Source organism: Nocardia salmonicida (assembly GCF_036142455.1).
GTDB lineage: Bacteria > Actinomycetota > Actinomycetes > Mycobacteriales > Mycobacteriaceae > Nocardia > Nocardia salmonicida.
In genome coordinates, this window is the sequence record NZ_CP108014.1 from 6,723,709 (window position 1) to 6,743,217 (window position 19,509).

Here is a 19,509-nt window from a genome sequence, read left to right on the forward strand (position 1 = left end):
GAAATTCTCGCCGGATTTTCAGGGCCTGCCCGCGCCCGGCGCGGGCGCGGGAAAGGCGACGACCTGTCCCGTCGGTCCGGTCGCCTCGGCGTCGCCCCAGCTCTGTCCGACGACGTACAACCGCGGATCCGCGCCTCGGCTGAGGGTGCACGAGAACGCACCACGGTCGAGTCGGACCTGCGCCGACACCTCGCCGCCTTCCCCGACCCGGACACAATGGTGGTTGCCCACATCCGCGTACCAGATCTGACCGTCGGCATCGAGGCAGATGCCGTCGGGGTGATCGCCAGGGGTCGCCGCCCACACGCGCCGATTGCTGAGCCCGCCGTCGGCCGCGATGTCGTAGGCGGTGAGCTGCTCGGCGTAGGACTCGGCCACGATCAACGTCGAACCGTCGGGAGTGATCGCCATGCCGTTCGGAAACGCGAGTCCGTCGGCCACGCGGCGCACCGCACCGGTGAGCGTGACGCACACGATGAAGCCGGGCACGAACTCCCCACCGGGGAAATCGAAGCCGATGCTGTTGACATAGGCATTGCCGCCCTCGTCGATGACGATGTCGTTCCACGGCTTGTCCGACACGGGCGAGAGGTCGGCGTAGGCCACCAGCGACCCGTCGGGGTCGCGCCGAAGCAGCCGCTTGGCGGCGGAGTCGACGATCACCAAGCGTCCATCGGGGAGAAAGTCGATGCACATCGGAAACGACGGAACCTGGGCGACGACCTCTGGGCGGTGATCGTCGTCGAGAACGATCACCTGGTTCGCTCCCCAGTCCGCGAACCACAGTCGTCCGTCGTGCCAGCGCGGTGACTCGCCGAACACGATTCCCTCCAGCACGATCTCAGGTGTACTCATCAGCGTCCTCCGTAGGCGGCAGTAGTAGTACAGACGAGATGAAGTGTGCGAAATCACCGGTGTCCGACCCGTGAGGCCGGGCGCGGTGGGGTACTCCGTAGGATCTTCCTCGATGGTTTCCCCGTTTCTCGCAGACCTGTTCGAATCGCATCGAACGCACTTGCTTTCGGTCGCCTACCGGCTCACCGGAAGCGTCGGCGACGCCGAGGACGCGGTCCAGGAGAGCTGGCTACGCATGGCTGGGGTGCACCAGTCCGAGATCGACGATCTGCGCGCCTGGCTCACGACGGTGGTCAGCCGAATCTGCCTCGACCACTTGCGAAGTGCCGCGGTGCGCCGCGAAACCTATGTGGGGCAATGGCTTCCGGAGCCGATCGTGTCGGCGGCGATGTCGTCACGCACCCCGGATCCCCTGGATGTCGTGGTCCGCGATCAGGACAGCCGGATGGCGGCGATGGTGGTGCTCGACGCGTTGACGCCGCAGCAGCGGGTCGCGTTGGTGCTGCACGAGGGACTCGGCGTGCCGTTCGACGAGATCGCCGAGATCCTCGGCGTCTCCGCCGATGCCGCGAGGCAGTTGGCGGTGCGTGCGCGCGGCGCGGTGGCGAGGGCGCCGGAACCGGTCACCGACGAGGTGCACGATCAGGCGGTGCAACGGTTCCTGGCCGCGCTGGCCACCGGCGATGTCGCCGCGGTCGCCGCCACGCTGCACCCGGACACAACCTTCACGGCCGATGCCGGCGGCACCACCGAGACGGCACTGAATATCGTTGCCGGACAGGACAGGGTCGCCCGGCTGGCGCTCGGCCTGTGGCGCAAACACCAGGAAGAACCCGGCTTGGACATGACCGAGGCCGCGGTGAACGGGCAATCGGGCTTGGTATTCACCGACCCGAACTCACCGTTCGGGCGCCCGGTGCGGGTGCTCGGGTTCTCGGTACGAGACGGAAAGATTTGGGCGACTTACGATTTCGCCAACGTGGTGAAACTATCCGGCGCCCGTCCCCGCTGACCCCGCAACACCGCAAAAGGCCTGCGGGGGTCAGCGGTTCGCTTCACAGCGCCGGGCTGATCTGCACAGCGACACGGACTACATCGCATCGCATCGCTGAGGGCTAGGGGTAGGTGGAGCCCCAGTTGTGATCGCCGGTAGACGATCCGAGGTTGAAGTCCCCGGTCGAGGAGCCCATGTTGTTGTCCGGCGTCGCCGAACCCGTGAACCAGTCGACGATCGGACTGGCGACGTGGTCGTGGATGAATCGCAGGGCCGAACCGGCTACCTCCGACGCAGCCGGTTGCAGGATGAAGTCGAGCAGAGGTGAGGCCATGTGAGCCCCTTTCGATATACCACCACGCAGTGGTGTGTGAGGTAGAACACGGCGAGGCTAGCTGAGGTTGGGGAAACGCACAATAGCGCAGGTCAACACGGGAAAACGTTTGTGAAACATGCGTGTTCGCTATCGTTCGGCAACGTGATGGAATAGTGGGATACGCTGCGAAGATGCCGCCTGTGCCGCCCACCGTCGCCCGCCTGCGCCCCTTCGGATCGACCATCTTCGCCGAGATGACCGAGCTGGCAGTCCGCCACGACGCGGTGAATCTGGGCCAAGGCTTTCCCGATACCGACGGGCCGGTGGGCATGCTCGACGTCGCGCGCGCGGCCATCGCCGACGGGCTCAATCAGTACCCGCCCGGCCGCGGAATGCCGGTGCTGCGCCAGGCGATCGCGGACGACCGAGCCCGCCGCTACGGCACCGCCTACGACCCGGCCACCGAAATCCTGGTGACCGTCGGCGCGACCGAGGCGATCAGTGCCGCCGTGCTCGGTCTGGTGGAGCCCGGCCAGGACGTGGTGCTGATCGAGCCGTACTACGACTCCTACGCCGCCGCGATCGCCCTCGCCGGCGCGCGGCGACGGACGGCTCGACTGGTGCCCGACGGCGACCGATTCGTGCTCGACCTGGACAGTCTGCGGGCCGCGATCACACCGAAAACCCGTATGCTGGTGGTCAATTCGCCGCACAACCCCACCGGTGCGGTGCTCGACCGAGCCGACCTCACCGCGATCGCCGAAGTGGCTGTCGAACACGATCTGCTGGTGCTGACCGACGAGGTGTACGAGCATCTCGTCTACGACGGCGCCGAGCACATCAGTATCTCCACGCTGCCCGGGATGCGCGAGCGCACCATCGTGGTGTCCAGCGCGGCGAAGACTTTCAATGTCACCGGGTGGAAGATCGGTTGGGCGTGCGCGCCCGCGCCATTGCTCGACGGTGTACTCGCGGCCAAACAGTTCCTCACCTTCGTCGGCGGTGGGCCGTTCCAGCCTGCCGTCGCGCACGCGATCAAAGAGGAATCGGACTGGGTACTCGCCCAGCGTGACGGGCTGGGCGACAAGCGAACGCGGCTGTCGGAGGCGTTGCGCGACACCGGATTCACGGTCTCGGCCAGCGACGGCGGTTACTTCGTCTGCGCCGATATCCGGCCGCTCGGCGCCGAGGACGGACTGGCGTTCTGCCGTGAACTCCCGGCGCGACTCGGCGTCGCCGCCGTGCCGGTCAGCGTCTTCGCCGACCACCCCGCGGACTGGAAACACCTGGTGCGCTTCACCTTCAGTAAACGTGACGAGACGATCGACGAAGGAATCCGCCGACTCCGAACCGGCACCACAGTGCACTGACCCGAGCCGGATGCTCCTGGTCCGGTGAACCTGGACGACACGAGTCAGTCACGCGCGTGGCGGGCCAGCGGCGCATGCCACTGATAGTGCCGAGCCAGCAGCCGAAACCCCACCGCCCCCGCAGCGGCGAGTAGTCCCGTCCACGCTTGGTACAGGTCGAACGACAGCAGCGCGGCGGTCGCGGCCGCGCCGAACAGGGCCGGGATCGCGTAGAGGTCCTGGTCCGGGCGTAGGACGGTGGGCACCTCGCCACTGAGCACATCGCGAATCACCCCGCCGCCGATGGCGGTTGTCATGCCGAGCAGGGCGGCGGTGGGTGCTCCGAGCCCGGCCGAGTCGGCGATCACGGTCCCGGTGACGCAGAACAGCCCCAGCCCGATCGCGTCGGCGATTTCGAGCGGCCCCTTGGTGAGTCGGCGCGACGGCGCGATGAAGTACAGGACCAGCGCGGTCAGTATCGACGCGGACAGATAGGTGAGGTCGGTGAACGCGGCCGGGGGAGTTCGCCCGATCAGCAGGTCGCGCACGATGCCGCCGCCGAGCGCGGTGGCGCACGCCATCACCACCATCCCGAACAGATCGAGCCGCTTGCGCACCGCGACCAGCGCCCCCGACGCGGCGAAGGAGATGACTCCCATCATCTCGCCGCCCCGATGCACCGCGCTCACCGCCGAATCCAGCTCGCTGATCGAAGGCCCGGCCAACGCCGCCACCAGCACACCCACGCTCACCACGCACTCCATTCGCCTCGCTGCTCCGAAGCAGCGTGACACGCAGGAGCGCGGCGCCGGCGACCGGTCCCCGGCGACGGAGACATGGATCTCAGGCGGGGGCGGGGCGGGCCTTGTCGGTGGCGAGGAGGACGGCGATGGCGCCGAGGGCGGTGCCCATGAGGTAGCGCTGAGTGCGCAGCCACAGCGGGCGCGCGGCGAGGAAGGTGGCCAGGCCCGCGGCGCCGAGGACGATCATGGCGTTCACCGTGAGGGCCACCGTGATCTGGATCGCTCCCAGCGACAGGCTCTGCAACCAGAGGGCGCCGCGAGCGGGGTCGACGAACTGGGGGATCAGTGCCATGTACATGATCGCGATCTTCGGGTTGAGCAGGTTGGTGGCCAATCCCATCGTGAACAGTCGCCGCGCGGGGTCGTGCGGCAGGTCGGCGGGCGCGAACACCGAGACCCCGCCCGGCCGGATCGCCTGCCAGGCCAGCCACAGCAGGTAGGCCGCCCCCGCCAGCTTCACCGCCAGATACAACCCGGGGACAACCGCGAACACCGCCGTGATCCCCGCCGCGGCCGCCATCAGATAGACCCCGAACCCCGCCGCGACCCCCAGCAGCGAGATCATCCCGGCCCGACGCCCCTGCGCGACGGTGCGCGAGACCAGATACATCATGTTCGGTCCCGGCGTCAGCACCATGCCGAGCGCCGCCGCCGCAACTCCGAGAACCGCCGTTGTCTGAAGCATGCACTGAGTTTGACCTGGTCAGACCGCAGTTGTCGCGGTCCAGTCGGCACCCGCTGGACCGGTGCTCACTGCTCGCACACCATCGCCGCACGAGCCGTGTCGGACCAGGTCCGTACAATCGAACGAGCCGCCCACCAGGGCATGGCACATCAACTCAGAGCATCTAGGCCGAACGCAACCCCGCACAGGGCGAGTCTTACGAGCCCGTTCGGGGCCGCCCCCTCGATTCAGCGCTCGAAGCGCATGCGCCGTAGGCGCGAGTCTCGAGTGCTGAATCGAGGGGTTACAGGCCCCGAACCCGCGGCCCCGGCCGCAAAGGAGTCCAGTGACCGACGGTCCGCTGATCGTGCAGAGCGACAAGACTCTGCTGCTAGAGGTCGACCACGAGCTGGCAGGCAACGCTCGGCAGGCCATTGCCCCGTTCGCGGAGCTGGAGCGCGCGCCCGAGCATGTGCACACCTATCGGATCACGCCGCTGGCGCTCTGGAACGCCCGCGCGGCCGGCCACGACGCCGAGCAGGTCGTGGACGCGCTGGTGAACTTCTCGCGGTACGCCGTGCCGCAGCCGCTGCTCGTCGACATCGTCGACACGATGGGCCGCTACGGCCGATTGCAGCTGGTCAAACATCCAGCGCACGGCCTGTGCCTGATCAGCCTGGATCGCGCAGTGCTCGCGGAAGTGTTGCGGCACAAGAAGATCGCACCGATGCTGGGCGCTCGCGTCGATGACGACACCGTGATCGTGCACCCGTCCGAGCGCGGGCACATCAAGCAGATGCTGTTGAAGATCGGCTGGCCCGCGGAGGACCTGGCCGGTTATGTCGACGGCGAGGCGCACGACATCGGCCTCGATTACACCGAGGGCAAGTGGCACCTGCGCGACTACCAGGAGATGGCCGCCGACTCCTTCTGGGCGGGCGGTTCCGGGGTGGTAGTGCTGCCGTGTGGCGCGGGCAAGACGATGGTCGGCGCGGCCGCGATGGCCAAGGCCAAGGCCACCACCTTGATCCTGGTCACCAATACCGTGGCGGGCAGGCAGTGGCGGCGCGAACTGCTGGCACGTACCACGCTCACCGAGGAGGAGATCGGCGAATACTCCGGCGAGCGCAAGGAGATCCGCCCGGTCACCATCGCCACCTACCAGGTCATCACGCGTAAATCGAAGGGTGAGTACAAGCACCTCGAGCTGTTCGACAGCCGCGACTGGGGCCTGGTGATCTACGACGAGGTGCACCTGCTGCCCGCGCCGGTCTTCCGGATGACCGCCGACCTCCAGTCGCGCCGCCGACTCGGTCTCACCGCCACACTGGTGCGTGAGGACGGCCGCGAGGGCGACGTGTTCTCGCTGATCGGCCCGAAGCGCTACGACGCCCCGTGGAAGGACATCGAGGCGCAGGGCTGGATCGCGCCTGCCGACTGTGTCGAGGTGCGGGTGACGCTCACCGACGCGGAGCGGATGGCCTACGCCGTCGCCGAGCCGGAGGAGCGCTACAAGCTGTGCTCCACCGCGCGCACCAAGATCCCGGTCGTCGAGTCCATCCTCGCCCGCCACAAGGGCGCGCCGACCCTGGTGATCGGCGCCTACCTGGATCAGCTCGACGAGCTCGGTGTCGACCTGAACGCTCCGGTCATCACCGGCGCCACCAAGAACCGGGAACGTGAGGCGCTGTTCGACGCCTTCCGCTCCGGTGAGGTCCCGGTGCTGGTGGTGAGCAAGGTCGCCAACTTCTCCATCGACCTGCCGGAAGCGTCTGTGGCGGTGCAGGTTTCGGGCACCTTCGGCTCCCGCCAGGAAGAGGCCCAGCGCCTCGGTCGACTGCTGCGACCGAAACAGGATGGGGGGCAGGCCCATTTCTATTCGGTGGTCGCGCGCGACACGCTCGACGCCGAATACGCCGCGCACCGGCAGCGCTTCCTCGCCGAGCAGGGCTACGCCTACCGCATCGTCGACGCCGACGACCTGCTCGGTCCGCCCATCGGCGACGGCGTGTAGCACTGTTCGCCAGGTCAAAGGGGGGTAGCGTGCGATGTGCGAACCCCTCGGCAGATAAGTGGAGGCAATTCCTCCGCAACTTGTGCTAGGAAGGAAGGCGTGCGCCGCTTCGAATTCGTGGTCGACCGTGAACACGCTCATGCGGTCAATGAGACGTTCACCGGGTTGCGCAGGTTGCGCCTGGTAGCACTGCTGGTCGCCGGTCTCGCCGTGGCGGCCACGGTGGCGCTGGTGTGGAGCGGGCAGGCGTGGGGTTTTCTGCTCGCGGTGGTGTGCGTGCTCGTCGCGGCCATCGCGCTGTGGGTGGCATTGTGGACGCCGCACCGTTCCAGTATCGACAAGCTCTACCACGACGGTGTTCTCGTACCCGCCGTCGTCAGCGATGCCGAGCCGGGCGGCATCGTGTTGCTCGCCCTGGTCGATATCGCCGAACCCGCCGCCGCGGAGCGCAGTTGGGCGCTGATCACCCGCAAGGTGCGCGCGCTGCCCGGCCACACGCCGCAGCGGGGTGAGCGAGTGCCCGCCGTCGCGGTGCGCACCGATCGCGCCCCTCGCCAGGTCGGCGAACGGTGGCAGCTGGTCACGGCCATGCCGATCGCCTGGGGCACGCGGGACGACGCGGTGATCGAGCGGGCCTGCGACGCCATCAACGAGGTCGAATGGCGGCTGCTCACGCAGAACCTGGCGCTGGCCTCACGGGTGAAGCGCACGGCGACCAAACGCCTGCTGCTCGACCCGCAGCAACTGCCCACCGACCTGGGCTAGGCGTACCGCGGCCCATCAGGGCCCGCGCGCGCCTGCGACGATGGTCGGGTCCGTGCGATCCGCCTCGGCGAAAGGTGTCTTCGGCATGCGTTGGTCGGCCGGGTTGTGCGTGGTGTTCGCGCTGGTGGCGCTGGGAATTCCGCCGGTGGCGGCGGATTCGGCGTTGATCGGGGCGCCCGGGCTGGGTGATCCCTACTATCCGCTCGACGGCAACGGCGGCTACGACGTCACCCACTACGACGTGTCGATCGACTACGAACCCGGTGATCACCACCTGCGCGGCACGGCCCGCATCGAGGCTCGTGCGACCCAACCCCTGGCGCAGTTCAACCTCGACTACAGCGGGCCCGAGGTGCTGATGGTGACGGTCAACGGTCAGCCCGCGGGCTTCGCCCACGACGGCGAGCACGAACTGGTGGTCACGCCACTGCTGCCCCTGCCACCCGGACTTCCGATGCGGATCATCGTCGACTACGCGGGCGCTGCCGCCGATACCGACGGCGAGGGCTGGACCTACGCACCCAGCGGCGGCGCCTTCGCCGCCGGCGAGCCGCACAGCGCGAGCACCTGGTACCCGCTCAACGACACCCCGATGGACAAGGCGACTTTCACCCTGCATGCCACGGTGCCCGCCGAGTGGGAGGTCATGTCGACCGGTGACCGCACCGAGCATGTGGTGCGAAACGGCCGACTGGTCACCACGTGGGAGACACGACAGCCCACGATCGGCTACCTGACCACGGTCGCGGTGGACCATTTCACCTTTCTCGAGCAGCGGCGGGCGAACGGGACCACGGCGCTCAGCGCGTTCGCGCCGGAATCGGAGGGCAATCGCGAGGAGGAACAGCGGCTGCCCGAGATCCTCGACTTCCTCGAAAATCTCTACGGTCCCTACCCGTTCGACGTGGCCGGTGGGATCTATGTGGATACGGAGCTGCCGTTCTCGCTGGAGACCCAGACCCGCCCCATCTACGCGCCGTGGACCGACCTGAACACGGTGGTGCACGAGCTGGCCCATCAATGGTGGGGCGACACGATGTCGGTGCGGCAGTGGTCCGACATCTGCCTCAACGAATGCTTCGCCAGCTATACCGCCGACTATCTGTGGCCGGAACGGGTCGACCACGCCGATGTCGACACCGAGTACCGCGAGACGATCGCGAAATACCTCGACGAGCCCAAATTCTGGAAGATCGCGTTGGCCGCTCCCGGTGTCGGCGACGAGTTCACCTCCGTCTACTACCGGGGCCCTCTTTTCCTGCACGCGCTGCGCAAATTGATCGGTGAGGACGTGTTCTTCACGGCGATCAGGGATTTCGTGAACGCGCACCGCGACGGCCACGCCTCGATGCCGGAGTTCCGGGAGTTCTTGCAGAGCCGGACCTCGATGCCGCTGGGTGAGTTCCTGGCCGAATGGCTCGATGGGACGAGGCCGCCGCGTGACGCGTTCCTCTATCCGGGCACCCTGGGCCCCTAGTCCTCGCTCAGTCGCGCGCGGGCTCGCTCGACCCAGCGCCGCATCCGGTCGAATTGACTACGCGCGGCGGTGAATTCGCCACGCGCTCGATGTTCGGCGGTGTGGGCGAAATGGCGTTGCTGTTCGGCGTGTTCGAGCTCGTCACGGAGGTCGGCGATGCGGGTCTCGATCTCGTCGAGGTCGGACTTCGCCTGTACGGCAGCGGCTTCGGCCTCATCTCGATCGACGCGGGCTGCCGCCAAGCCGGATTCGGCGTCGTCGAGTTCCTGTTGGGCCTCGGCTCGCCGATCGGCGTCGGTGTTCTTCGGGGTGGGTTTACTCACGCGCTTGGGCGTGGCTTTCCCGCCGGTGATCGCGACCAGACCGGCCGGGCCGAAACCGTCGTATGTGACGGTGGTCGGCAGCACACCGGCCCGAACCAGGTCGGCGACATCGGAGTCGGCCAGCGCCGCGGTGAGGGTCTGGCCGACCTCACGCAGCACCTGTCCGCTCGCCGGACGGTCGTGTTCGGCGGCCAGTTCGGCGGCTCGCTTGGTCATCGCGTTCACGACCTGCTGACGCTGGGCGCCGAGGGCGCGCAGCTTGTCGCCGGAGAGTTGCCGTTGGGCCGACCGGAGGGCATCGCCGAGATCGAGGAGGGTGGCGATCTCCCGCGGTGCGTGGTGGGCCAGCAGGTTGACCGTCCAGGCGGCGACCGTGGGTTTGCGCAAGGCGGTGATGGCCTTGGCCAGGTCGCGGTCGCCGTCCGCGCGGGCCTGGGCGGCGCGCTCGGCGCGGGTCGACACGAAGTCGCCGGGGTCGAGGGTGTACAGCTCGCCTGCGACGTCGTCCAGGGTCATCTTGTGATGGTAGACAGCTTGCTCGACGGGGGAGCGCGGGCTCGGGGCACTTGGGTATCGTCACCGACGTTGTGTTCACCCTGAACCGTTCGGTGAGTGAGGTTTTCAGTGATTTTCCCGGAGAAGCGGCTGTTGGCGCGGATCGTGCTCGGCCCGGTGGCCGCGATGGCCCTGGTCGGTGCCGTGGTTTCGTGCTCGTCCGATGACTCGTCGTCGGCCGGTGCTGTCGCGGTGGGGTCGTGCGTGGAGGTCAGTGACAACGCCGCCGACGCGATGAAGGCGACGGTGGGCGACTGCTCGTCGGCGAAGTCCGGCTACCGGATCGCGAAGGTCGGCACGGCGGACTGCGCGGCCGACAACGCCGCCTTCAACGGCACGGTCGGGGACGCGAAGAACACCCTGTGCCTGGCGCCCAACTTCGCCGAGGGCAGCTGCTACGCGGATGCGGGCAAGCGGCCGGCGAAGTCTGTCGCCTGTACCGCGCCCGAGGCCACGTTCAAGGTGGTCAAGCGGATCGACGGGCAGACCGATGAACTGCTGTGCGGGGTGGACGCCACGCAGTTCCGGACGGTGCCCGATCCGAAGACGACCTTCTGCATGGCGAAGCCCTAATCGAGCAGGGCCACCGACGCGATTCGGTGGAGGGTGAAGTGGCGGGTGGCCCCGCTGACCGGGTCCACCGCGTCCAGCTGGCCGTTGCCGACGCGCAGCGGCTCGACCACTCGCTGGGTTGCTACGCCCTGCGCGTCCACGTAACCGATGTTCACCGGGCGGCCCACCCTCGCTGCCAGTTGGAGCAGGGCGAGGGTGGCCGCGGTGCCGGTGCGGCTGCCGTCGGTGCGGACCGAGCGGCCGGTGCGGGCGCCCGCCGCGCGTTCGCCCGCGCGGAGTTCGGTGACCAGTTGGGAGAGTTGGTCCTCGTTCGGCGGGGTCGGGCGGTACGGCCTGCGGGCCAGGGGACGGACCGAAATCCGCGCGCCTCGGGGGCGCAGGTCGACGATGGTGCCGCCGGAATCCTCGCCCGCGGGCGCGAAACCCGCTTTGCGGAGTTGGTCGAGCATTTCGCTCAGCGGGGCCAGGGCGATCGCCACGGTGGGGGCGATCGCGCGTAGCGCCAGGGTGTCGGCTACCGGGGCGGCGAGGACCTGGGCCAGCAGCGCGGGATCGTCGCTGCGGAGGAAGGACTGGGCCATGCCGACCCGGAGTTGCCCGTGGCGGCGGGCCACATCGTCGATGAGGTAGGTCAGCGACTGCGGCACGGGGGTGCGGGAGTGGGTGGCGAACAGGGCGTGGAGTTCGGCGGCGGTGAGACCGGCGTCGAGGGCGCGCCGGACCGTGGCGTCGCTGACTCGGTACACCGTCGCGGCGCCCGCCGATTCGACGTTGGCCACCAGGGCGATCTTGCCGCGGAGTTCCGGGACCAGGGGGCCGGGCGCGATCACGGTCAGGTCGGCTTGGACCAGGACGTGGTCGACCGGTTTCGGCAGCGCCGCGGCCATCTCCGATTCGGCGTCGGCGACGGAACCGTGCAGCAGGGCCCTGGCGGCGGAGTCGAGAGCGCCGCGGCCCAACAGGCCGACGACCGCCGCTTCGGCGAGCGTCGCGGTGACGGCTTCGAGGCGGAAATGTCTGCGGCGGCGTGGCATCCGCCAGGCCAGCAGCTTGCCGATGTCGGCGGGCGTCACGGCGGTGCCGGTCGGGTACTCGGCGAGCAGGCCGAGGATCGCCGCGCGGTCACGCACCGCATGGGGGACGCGCAGCTCCGCCGACAGGGCCGCGAGCGGCTTGTCGGCGGCGTCGCGCAGGCCGATCATCCACGGCATCCGATCCAGCTCCAGCCACGCTTGCGCCAGCGTCACCCAGCGGGTCGAGGGCGGGGCGTCGAGCCAGGCATCCGCGGCCGGTGTCGGCGCCCAGAAGTCGTCGGTGGAGTCGAGGTCGGGCGTCGGCTCCGGCAGGCCCTTTTCGACGAGTTTCGCGGCGGCCAGCAATTCGAGCAGCAGGCCGGTGCGTTGTTCGTCGATGCCGGTCTGTTTGGCCAGTCTGCGCAATTCGCGCACGCCGAGTCCGCCTGCGCGCAGCGAAGGGGCGGGCAGGTTGCCGAGAGCGTCGATCAGGTCGCCTGCGTCGCGCAGCAGTTCGCCGACCTCGCCCGCGCCCACGGCATTCACCTCGGTGGCGGCGTTCTTGACGAGTGCGGGTTTGGGCGGGGCGAGCGCGTGCGGGTCGGTGACGGGCTCGCCGCGCAGGACCTGGCCGACGGTGACGGGCAACTCCACGGTCTCGTCGTCGATCCAGTGCAACAACCGCGCGGCGAGCAGTCGCGGCACCGGACGATCGGGGTCGGTGCCCGGTGCGGCATCCCTGGTGCGACCGCGCGGGCCGGTGGTCGCGAGTTTGTCCAGCAGCGCGCGTTCGGGCGGGCTCGCGGTGGCCAGCGCGGTGGTGACCTCGGGCTCGGTGAGGGCGTCGGGGAGCGCTGTCGTCGCGCCGAGCGGCCAGGGGAGGGCTTCGGCGGCGCTCGGTGTGAGGTCTAGGTCGTCGCCGATCTGCCAGACGAGTGCGCGGTCGAACAGCCGGGTCAGCGCGGCGGTGAGCGCGGTCTTGGTGACGCGACCCTCGAGCTGCGCGTGCAGGGTGGTGCGAGTGAGCGGGGTGAGTTCGGCGCCGATGGTGCGGGCGTCCTCATTGGCCGTGAGCGCCTCGATGATCGCGAACTCGAGGGTGTCGAGGTCGTCGGCGGCCCGCAGCACCGACGCGCGCTGCTGGGCGCGCACCGCGAGCACCGACATCGACGCGGGCAGCGGCACCGCCAGGTCGGGCCGCAACTGCAGCAATTTCACCAGCTGGGCATCGGTGCGCGCACCGAGCCAATCGGCGAGAGAGTCTGTCGCGATCACCGATCGAGCCTACAGTTCTCGGCCGCCTTGATCTGGACTGAGCGGAGGGTGCGACGAAGGAGTGCCCGGAGGGAGGGAAGATCGAGGCCTCGGGGCCGAGAACTGCGGCGCCAGCCGCTGATGGGCACTGTGGCCGGTGTGCTTGAATGAGCCGGTGGTGAACAAATCGAAGAAACCCTACGTCGACAACGGCTGGCCCGAGGTGGCCGACGGCGAGCACGCCGTGACCGAACTGTCGTCGACCCGTGCCGGTAATCTCTCGCCTTTCGGTGAGGACACCGAGTTTCCCGTCCCGGCCGCATCGCTGCCGTACGTGCACCCCCAGACCACCATCAACCGGGTGTAATTCGGACGAGAAAGACAAGAGCCCGCATCCTCGAGGATGCGGGCTCTTGTTATGTGTGCGGGCGATCAGGAGGGCAGCAGACCCTTGTTCGCCTGGAAGAAGTCGATCACGGCCGGGTCCAGCGGAGCACCCTTGGCGGAGTTGACGAAGTCGAGAGCCTGCTGCGGCACGGCGATGCCCTGCTGCTGCACGACGGTGAGTGCGCGGTCGACGGCCGAGAACACTTCCTGGCTCGGATCCTGGATCTGCGGCACGTTGACCTGCGGGGCCCAGCTCGGCGTCGAGGGAGCGACACGCTCGGACGGTCCGCTGCTCAGACCCAGCTGCGAGGAGCAGGAGGGCCAAGCGCCCCAACCCTGGGAAGCGAGAACCTTTTCGGCGACCACGATCTGCTGTTCGCGGCTGGCCTGGTTGGCGGAGGCGGCGTACTCGCCACCACCGTGCGCAGTCCAGGTGGAGGGCGAGAACTGCAGCCCACCCTGGAAACCGTTGCCGGTGTTGATACCCCAGTTGCCGCCGGCTTCACACTGTGCGAGGCGATCCCAGTCGGAGTCAGGGGCCGCGCTGGCGTTTCCTGCGAGGGCTGCGGCTGCGGTGCCGAAGATCGCGCCGGTGACGGCGACCTTGGCAGCAGTGCGCCCGGTGGAAGTCGGCTTGCGGTGGCGTCCACTCATATCGGGTTTCTTCCTCTCGTTCGCACCTGCATGTGGCCCGGACTGAGAGGTCTCCCGGTCCGCCCTCATCCCTTGTTTCCAATCGGGGTCCGGTACCCGCGGGGTGAGGTTCGATGCGGCGGGCCGGTGGTTCCGGGGGTTACCCCGGCTGAGAGAAACGGTACGACGGTCAGCGGCGAATGTCACTATTTGGTAACCGGCGGGTCCCGGTGGGTCTCGGGGTCGTCTCAGGGTGATCCCTGATGCGTCCGCGCAGGTAGTCGCGGTGGCGAATGTGCGCTACGGCTGTGCGCTCACTTCGTAACCGGACCGTTATGTGACGAAGATCACATGTTTGGCTGGAAGGTATCTGGAGGGGTACCCGGTTGACGCATCAACGTGCGCGTCGGCCCGACCACAGCGCGAATATCAGCGCGAGCAGGAAGCCGACCGGTGCGAGCATCGCGAGGCCGTACAGCCACAGACCCGGTTCGCTGTCGGACACGATCGGCGTCACGAAGATCCCGATCACCGCCAGGATTCCGATGCCGAACAGGGCGAGAGCCACGTGCAGGAGGCGATCGCCGGAGCGTCGCGGACCGGGCGAGGCCGGATCTGGTGAGTTCGTCACCGGTGAACCGTAAAACTGATGTGCTCGCGTTATAGCCACCGGGGTAGACTCGCACCACATCGCGTCCCGCCTTGTTGGGGGGCGCGTTCTTTTCGCGACAAGCAAAAGTGTGTAACCCGGGCCACAAGGGTCCGGGTGCCGAATGATGAACGGGTGAGCGCAGTGCCGACCGGCCGGGTGAAGTGGTACGACGTCGAGAAGGGCTTCGGCTTCCTGTCTCAAGACGAGGGCGAGGACGTCTATGTGCGCTCGTCCGCACTGCCCGAGGGCGTCGAGGGACTCAAGCCCGGACAGCGTGTCGAATTCGGCATGGCCGCCGGTCGCCGAGGGCCGCAGGCGCTCAGCGTGACGGTGCTGGAGGCGCCGCCGACCGTCGCGCGCGATCGTGACCGTGGGCAGATGCCCGCGCGCAAGGACGCCGGGCCGCGCAAGTCGCCCGACGAACTGCACGGCCTGGTCGAGGACATGATCACGCTGCTCGAGAGCACCGTGCAGCCGGACCTGCGGCGGGGCAAGTACCCGGATCGCAAGATGTCCCAGCGGATTTCCGAGGTCGTGCGAGCCGTGGCTCGCGAACTCGACCACTGAGTCTCGACGAGACCGGCCCCGAACGCACGCGTTCGGGGCCGGTCTCGTTTTCTGGGTCAGGGCTCGCGCGGCTCCGGTTCGGGAGTGACGATCGACCAGGCGGCGTGGGGGACATAGGTTTCCCGGCCGGTGGCGATATCGCGGGCCAGGATCGGCAGCTGTACTTCGATGCCGCTCAGGCGCAGACCCGGTTCCGGATTCGACTCGATGGTCAATGCCCTGGCGCGGTCGGGGTAATCGGCGAAACTGAGCACCCGGTCCAGCTGTTCGCCGCTGGGGCGCTGGTAGATCAGCTGGATGAGCCACGGCGATTGGGAGATCGCGTCGGGCAGCGAGAGCTGCACGGGTTCACCGGCGGGGACGACGAGCGGCGCGGTTTCGCCGTATCGACAGTTCTCCATCCTGACCGTGCAGTACATGAACGGGTCGACGGTGATGGTCGTGCCGTGCGCGTACGCGGTGAGCTTCGGATTGTGCGCGGGCGCCTTCGACACAGCGAAGGCCACCAGTCCCGCGGTCACCGCGACGACGGCGAACAGTCCGGCCGCGACCAGCGCGACGATCGTTCGAGCGTTGAGCTTGCTCACCAGGTGGGGTCTCCTGTCCCTCTCGGATGGGTGTTGGGCACTTCCTGCTCGACGTGCTGGGGGCGATTGCCGCCCAGACCCGGCAGCAGCGAGTGCCCGGTATAGCTGACGAACGTCTGCAGCAGACCGGCCAGCAGGATCACGCTGATCAACGCGAAACCCTTCCAGTACTCGATCGGCATCAACACACCGGCCGCCCCGCCGACGACCCAGCTCAGTTGCAGCACGGTCTCCGAGCGGCCGAAGCCGGACGCGATCGACTCCGGCGGGAGGTCGTCCTGGATGGCGGCATCGAGGGATACCTTCGCGAGCGCGCTGGCCGCCGAGGCCACCAGCGCGGCCACGGCGGCGCCGAAGAGGTTTCCGGTGAACGCGGCGAACAGCGCCACCACCGCGCACGCGCCGGTGCAGCCGAGTACCACCGGCGACGGTCTACCCAGTTGCAGCCGGGCGCCGGTCGCATTGCCGCTGAAGTTGCCGATGCCCGCCGCCGCGCCGACCAGGCCGAGCATCGCCGCCTGTTCGGTGGGGCTGCCGCCGGAACCCTTGGCCACGAAGGCGATGTAGAAGGTGAGGAACCCGGTGAGCACCCGAATCGAACTGTTGCCCCACAGGCCGGTGACCACGGCTCGGCCCAGCGGCTGACGCCGTTTCCGCGCGGGCACCGGGGAATCCTGGCCGCGTTCGATCACCTCGGTCTTGGCATCGGGGCCGTGGTAGGTCAGCGTCGCGGGGACCTCGCCCTCGGTCACCTCGACCCAGCTCGGAATGCGCAGGCTGAGATACGCGCCCGCGATGGCGATGCCGGTGGCGAAGATCAACGCACCGGTGGAACCAGCGATCAGGGCGGCGAGCGCGGCCAGCGCACCCGCGCCGATGGTGCCGCCGACCAGGCCGAAGACGGTGAGCCGGGAATTGGTGCGGACCAGGTCGATATCCGGTGGCAGCACGCGCGGAGTCACCGCGCTCTTGAGGACCGCGAAGGATTTCGAGCCGACCATCATGCACAGGGCGAGGGGATACAGGCCCCAGGTGTCGATGTTGAAGATCAACAGCAGCGCGAAACCCGCGCGCAGGCCGAAGGTCGTCGCCAGCGCCAGCCTGCGACCGCGTTGCAGGCGGTCGAGCAGCGGACCGATCAGGGGCGCGATCAGCGCGAACGGGGCGATGGTGATCAGCAGGTACAGGGCCACCTTGGTTTTGGATTCGGCGGTGGCGCTGGCGAAGAACAGGGTGTTGGCCAGGGCGACGGCGATCGCGGCGTCGAGCGCGAAGTTCGCCATGGTGGCGTAGGTGAGCGCGGTCAGGCCGGACTGATCGGCGCCGTCGGCCTTGGCGGCGCGCTGGAAGGTGGCGATGCCGCGTTCGGTGAGTTCACGGCTGCGCATGGCGGCTACGCGGGTGACGGTGAGTTTGCGTGGAACGCGCTGGTTGATCGGGTCGTCGACACCTTCGTCGCGGGGGAAAGGGCGGGTGCCGTCCGGGCCGGTGCCATCGTGATCCGGGATCGACCGTGGCTGCTCGTCACGCGCCGGGTCGGCGTGCCATCGCTCGTCGCGTGGTGCGGCCGGTCCGCTCTTCGGATACTCCGTCGGTGCGCGCGCGGCTTTTCCCGCTGTCGGCACCGGGGTGGTCGGGGCGGCCGGGTCGACGGGGCGGTTGCGGCGGAACAGGCTCTTCGACCGGACCGTCGGCGGCTCGGCGGGCAGCGGCCGTTCGGGCCGGGGGAAGACCTTGCGCGGTGCGCGCGGCGGGTACTGCCCGTAGCCGGGGTGCGGGTCGGCGGCAGTACCGTCCCGGCGACCACGGTCGGGACCGGATGGATCGCGGGGCGTAGTCACAAGTCCAATTCTGTCGCACTCGGGCTGTGCGTGTTCACTCGCGCCGTGGCAATGTCGGCCACATCGTCCTGATTCACCCTGTGGAGGTACCCCTATTTCTCGACAAAACGTACTTCGAACATGCGCGGCCAGTATTTTCCGGTCAGCAGGAAACGATCGGTGCCGGGTAGGTGAGCGATGCCGTTGAGCACATCGGTGCCCGCTCGTTCAGTGGGTGTGAGCAGCCCGGCCGCCTCGATGACGGCGAGAATCCGGCCGGTCTCGGGATCGATGTGCAGTATTTCGTCCGTCGGGTAGTTGTTCGCGTAGACCGTGCCGTCCTCGGCGCAGTCCAACTCGTTCGGCTTCGGATCGCGATAGCCGGACAGGGTCACCGAGCCGGTCTGCGCGAAGGTCACCGGGTCGCGGAAGGTGAGCGTGCCGGTGCCGTCGCTCATCACCAACCGGTGTGGTTGCGCGCACAGACCCCAGCCCTCGCCCACGTAGGCGGCGCGACCGGTTTCGGCGAGGGTCACCGGGTCGCGGGCGATGGCGAAGCCGTCCTGCCACGTCAGCTGCCAGACGATCGCGCCCGCCCGGGTCATGCCCTCGCCGAACATCCGGCCGGGCAGGTCGACGCGGGCTGTTTCGGCGCCCGTGCGCTGGTCGGCGGCCCGCGCGGTCGACACGCCCCACATGCCGGTGCTCTCGTAGCGGATGCCGTCGACCACTTCCAGGCCCTGGGTGAAGGCCTGTGGATCGTGCGGTGACGAGCCGATCACCTCGACGCGCAACCGCGCCGGACCTGGCTCCTCGGGTCCGCCACAAGCCCCCGCGCCGAGCACACTGACCAGCACTGCGACGGCCAACGAACTGCGATTGCACTTCATACGGCAAAATGTATGCCGTGAGCGCAGTATCTGTTTCGGAGTCCGGCGTGCGTCCCGTTCTGGCCGACGCGGCCGAGGTCGCACGTCGTGCGCTCGTCGCGTTGGAACCCGACGGGGTAGGAGTCCATCTGGGGGTGAGCGCCGAGGACGACACCGCGGCCACCCACCGGTTCGAGGCGACCCTGCCCGGCTACCGCGGCTGGCAGTGGGCCGTCGTGGTCGCCGCGCCCCCGGGTGCCGACCACGCGACGGTGAGTGAGTCGGCGTTGTTGCCTGCCCTCGATGCCCTGATCGCCCCCGATTTCATCCCGTGGGACCAGCGTGTGCGCCCCGGCGACCTAGGCCCCGGCGACCTGCTCGCCACGCCCGCCGACGACCCCCGCCTCGTCCCCGGCTACGTGGCCACCGGCGATCCGGTGATCGACGAGGTGGCCCGCGAGGTCGGCCTCGGCCGCGTGCAGGTTCTCAGCGTCGAAGGTCGCGCCGATGCCGCCGAGCGGTGGTTCACCGAGTTCGGCCCCGATACCGAGATGGCCAAGGCAGCCCCGGCGACGTGCGGCATGTGCGGCTTCTACCTGCCGCTGGCCGGCGCCCTGCGCGAGTCCTTCGGCGTCTGCGGCAATGCGATGGGCGCCGACGGTCACGTCGTCCACATCGCCTACGGCTGTGGCGCCCACTCCGATGTGGTCGCCCCCAGCGGCAACGGATCGCCGCTGTACGAGGCGTTCGACGACCACGCGGTGGACTTCGTCGACATCGTCCGCCCGGCTGTCGAGAAGGCGATCGACGAGGCCGAGTCCCAGGTGGCCGCCGAAGACCCGGCAACGACCGTCGACGATGCCGCGCCCGAGACAGCCGACGCCGCAACAGCGGTCGTGGAGGTTGTCGCCGAGACGACCGCCGACCCGGCGATCGAGGTTGTGGAGGTTGTCGCCGAGACGACCGCCGACCCCGCGATCGAGGTTGTGGAGATCGCGGCTGAAACGATGACCGACCCGGCGACCCCGGTCTCCGCGAC

The 19,509-nt window shown here is 68.6% G+C and carries 19 protein-coding genes and 1 pseudogene; 9 read left to right on the plus strand and 11 right to left on the minus strand.

The features are described 5' to 3' along the window. Positions 1-18 precede the first annotated feature (18 nt). Positions 19-855, minus strand: a complete 837-nt coding sequence (locus OHS03_RS31535) for an SMP-30/gluconolactonase/LRE family protein (protein ID WP_328659053.1) — start codon at positions 853-855, stop codon at positions 19-21. Positions 856-967: 112 nt separating this feature from the next. Between OHS03_RS31535 and sigJ the strand changes: the two genes are divergently transcribed. After that, a complete protein-coding gene (sigJ, locus tag OHS03_RS31540; protein ID WP_328659055.1) occupies positions 968-1,867 on the plus strand; it encodes an RNA polymerase sigma factor SigJ in 900 nt (299 codons plus the stop codon). A gap of 103 nt (positions 1,868-1,970) precedes the next feature. Here the strand turns inward: sigJ and OHS03_RS31545 are convergent, their stop codons facing one another. Then, positions 1,971-2,183, minus strand: coding sequence for a hypothetical protein (locus OHS03_RS31545; protein ID WP_056818652.1), 213 nt, complete (start codon positions 2,181-2,183; stop codon positions 1,971-1,973). 173 nt (positions 2,184-2,356) lie between these two features. On the opposite strand from OHS03_RS31545, the gene OHS03_RS31550 reads away from it, so the two are divergent. Next, on the plus strand, positions 2,357-3,535 hold the full coding sequence (locus OHS03_RS31550; protein ID WP_328659056.1) for a pyridoxal phosphate-dependent aminotransferase: 1,179 nt from the start codon (positions 2,357-2,359) through the stop codon (positions 3,533-3,535). 44 nt (positions 3,536-3,579) lie between these two features. Here OHS03_RS31550 and OHS03_RS31555 read toward each other — a convergent pair whose 3' ends face one another. Then, the gene (locus tag OHS03_RS31555) at positions 3,580-4,278 is read right to left on the minus strand and encodes a trimeric intracellular cation channel family protein (RefSeq protein ID WP_405149621.1); all 699 of its coding nucleotides are present in this window, start codon (positions 4,276-4,278) and stop codon (positions 3,580-3,582) included. 79 nt (positions 4,279-4,357) lie between these two features. After that, the gene (locus OHS03_RS31560; RefSeq protein WP_056818643.1) at positions 4,358-5,002 is read right to left on the minus strand and encodes a LysE family translocator; all 645 of its coding nucleotides are present in this window, start codon (positions 5,000-5,002) and stop codon (positions 4,358-4,360) included. A gap of 325 nt (positions 5,003-5,327) precedes the next feature. On the opposite strand from OHS03_RS31560, the gene OHS03_RS31565 reads away from it, so the two are divergent. From OHS03_RS31565 to OHS03_RS31575, 3 genes are all read left to right on the plus strand, one after another. Further along, on the plus strand, positions 5,328-6,995 hold the full coding sequence (locus OHS03_RS31565; RefSeq protein WP_056818641.1) for a DNA repair helicase XPB: 1,668 nt from the start codon (positions 5,328-5,330) through the stop codon (positions 6,993-6,995). A 99-nt stretch (positions 6,996-7,094) separates the two neighbouring features. Beyond that, on the plus strand, positions 7,095-7,760 hold the full coding sequence (locus tag OHS03_RS31570) for a DUF3239 domain-containing protein (RefSeq protein WP_328659060.1): 666 nt from the start codon (positions 7,095-7,097) through the stop codon (positions 7,758-7,760). Positions 7,761-7,845: 85 nt separating this feature from the next. Then, entirely contained in the window at positions 7,846-9,237 is a 1,392-nt protein-coding gene (locus tag OHS03_RS31575) for a M1 family metallopeptidase (protein ID WP_328659061.1), read from the plus strand. On the opposite strand, the gene OHS03_RS31580 is transcribed toward OHS03_RS31575, so the two are convergent. Next, positions 9,234-10,076, minus strand: a complete 843-nt coding sequence (locus OHS03_RS31580) for a hypothetical protein (protein ID WP_328659064.1) — start codon at positions 10,074-10,076, stop codon at positions 9,234-9,236. The two genes, OHS03_RS31575 and OHS03_RS31580, sit on opposite strands and share 4 nt — an antisense overlap. A 96-nt stretch (positions 10,077-10,172) precedes the next feature. On the opposite strand from OHS03_RS31580, the gene OHS03_RS31585 reads away from it, so the two are divergent. Continuing rightward, complete coding sequence (locus tag OHS03_RS31585) at positions 10,173-10,688, plus strand: LppU/SCO3897 family protein (RefSeq protein WP_157125117.1); 516 nt, start codon at positions 10,173-10,175, stop codon at positions 10,686-10,688. Here the strand turns inward: OHS03_RS31585 and OHS03_RS31590 are convergent. Beyond that, entirely contained in the window at positions 10,685-12,976 is a 2,292-nt protein-coding gene (locus OHS03_RS31590) for a helicase-associated domain-containing protein (RefSeq protein ID WP_328659066.1), read from the minus strand. The genes OHS03_RS31585 and OHS03_RS31590 overlap by 4 nt on opposite strands. Positions 12,977-13,130: 154 nt before the next feature. Here OHS03_RS31590 and OHS03_RS31595 point away from each other — a divergent pair, with 154 nt between their 5' ends. Beyond that, positions 13,131-13,322, plus strand: a complete 192-nt coding sequence (locus tag OHS03_RS31595) for a hypothetical protein (protein WP_062982571.1) — start codon at positions 13,131-13,133, stop codon at positions 13,320-13,322. 65 nt (positions 13,323-13,387) lie between these two features. On the opposite strand, the gene OHS03_RS31600 is transcribed toward OHS03_RS31595, so the two are convergent. Both OHS03_RS31600 and OHS03_RS31605 read right to left on the minus strand, forming a co-directional pair. After that, positions 13,388-13,996: a transglycosylase family protein gene (locus OHS03_RS31600; protein ID WP_328659068.1), complete on the minus strand. Its 609-nt coding sequence runs from the start codon at positions 13,994-13,996 to the stop codon at positions 13,388-13,390. A 373-nt stretch (positions 13,997-14,369) separates the two neighbouring features. Further along, a complete protein-coding gene (locus tag OHS03_RS31605) occupies positions 14,370-14,606 on the minus strand; it encodes a hypothetical protein (protein WP_328659069.1) in 237 nt (78 codons plus the stop codon). Between the two features lie 162 nt (positions 14,607-14,768). On the opposite strand from OHS03_RS31605, the gene OHS03_RS31610 reads away from it, so the two are divergent. Beyond that, complete coding sequence (locus tag OHS03_RS31610; protein ID WP_056818628.1) at positions 14,769-15,194, plus strand: cold-shock protein; 426 nt, start codon at positions 14,769-14,771, stop codon at positions 15,192-15,194. Between the two features lie 56 nt (positions 15,195-15,250). Here the strand turns inward: OHS03_RS31610 and OHS03_RS31615 are convergent, their stop codons facing one another. The 3 genes from OHS03_RS31615 to OHS03_RS31625 all read right to left on the minus strand — a co-directional run bounded on the left by OHS03_RS31615 (position 15,251) and on the right by OHS03_RS31625 (position 18,491). Next, a complete protein-coding gene (locus OHS03_RS31615; protein ID WP_328659071.1) occupies positions 15,251-15,781 on the minus strand; it encodes a DUF2771 domain-containing protein in 531 nt (176 codons plus the stop codon). Next, positions 15,778-17,622 (minus strand): MFS transporter, encoded by a 1,845-nt coding sequence (locus tag OHS03_RS31620; RefSeq protein WP_328659074.1) that lies wholly within the window; start codon positions 17,620-17,622, stop codon positions 15,778-15,780. Before OHS03_RS31620 ends, OHS03_RS31615 begins: the two co-directional genes overlap by 4 nt. A 92-nt stretch (positions 17,623-17,714) precedes the next feature. Then, positions 17,715-18,491 (minus strand): glutaminyl-peptide cyclotransferase, encoded by a 777-nt coding sequence (locus OHS03_RS31625; protein WP_328659076.1) that lies wholly within the window; start codon positions 18,489-18,491, stop codon positions 17,715-17,717. Between the two features lie 8 nt (positions 18,492-18,499). Here OHS03_RS31625 and OHS03_RS31630 point away from each other — a divergent pair. Beyond that, positions 18,500-19,348: pseudogene (locus OHS03_RS31630) on the plus strand (DUF3027 domain-containing protein); the annotation flags it as partial. Positions 19,349-19,509 lie beyond the last annotated feature (161 nt).

Excerpts from the sequence above, each read along its gene's own strand:
- OHS03_RS31600 (WP_328659068.1), bottom strand. The coding sequence starts at position 13,996 with ATGAGTGGACGCCACCGCAAGCCGACTTCCACCGGGCGCACTGCTGCC.
- OHS03_RS31560 (WP_056818643.1), bottom strand. The coding sequence starts at position 5,002 with ATGCTTCAGACAACGGCGGTTCTCGGAGTTGCGGCGGCGGCGCTCGGC.
- OHS03_RS31535 (WP_328659053.1), bottom strand. The coding sequence starts at position 855 with ATGAGTACACCTGAGATCGTGCTGGAGGGAATCGTGTTCGGCGAGTCA.
- OHS03_RS31580 (WP_328659064.1), bottom strand. The coding sequence starts at position 10,076 with ATGACCCTGGACGACGTCGCAGGCGAGCTGTACACCCTCGACCCCGGC.
- OHS03_RS31575 (WP_328659061.1), top strand. The coding sequence starts at position 7,846 with ATGCGTTGGTCGGCCGGGTTGTGCGTGGTGTTCGCGCTGGTGGCGCTG.
- OHS03_RS31625 (WP_328659076.1), bottom strand. The coding sequence starts at position 18,491 with ATGAAGTGCAATCGCAGTTCGTTGGCCGTCGCAGTGCTGGTCAGTGTG.
- OHS03_RS31550 (WP_328659056.1), top strand. The coding sequence starts at position 2,357 with ATGCCGCCTGTGCCGCCCACCGTCGCCCGCCTGCGCCCCTTCGGATCG.
- OHS03_RS31555 (WP_405149621.1), bottom strand. The coding sequence starts at position 4,278 with ATGGAGTGCGTGGTGAGCGTGGGTGTGCTGGTGGCGGCGTTGGCCGGG.
- OHS03_RS31545 (WP_056818652.1), bottom strand. The coding sequence starts at position 2,183 with ATGGCCTCACCTCTGCTCGACTTCATCCTGCAACCGGCTGCGTCGGAG.
- sigJ (WP_328659055.1), top strand. The coding sequence starts at position 968 with ATGGTTTCCCCGTTTCTCGCAGACCTGTTCGAATCGCATCGAACGCAC.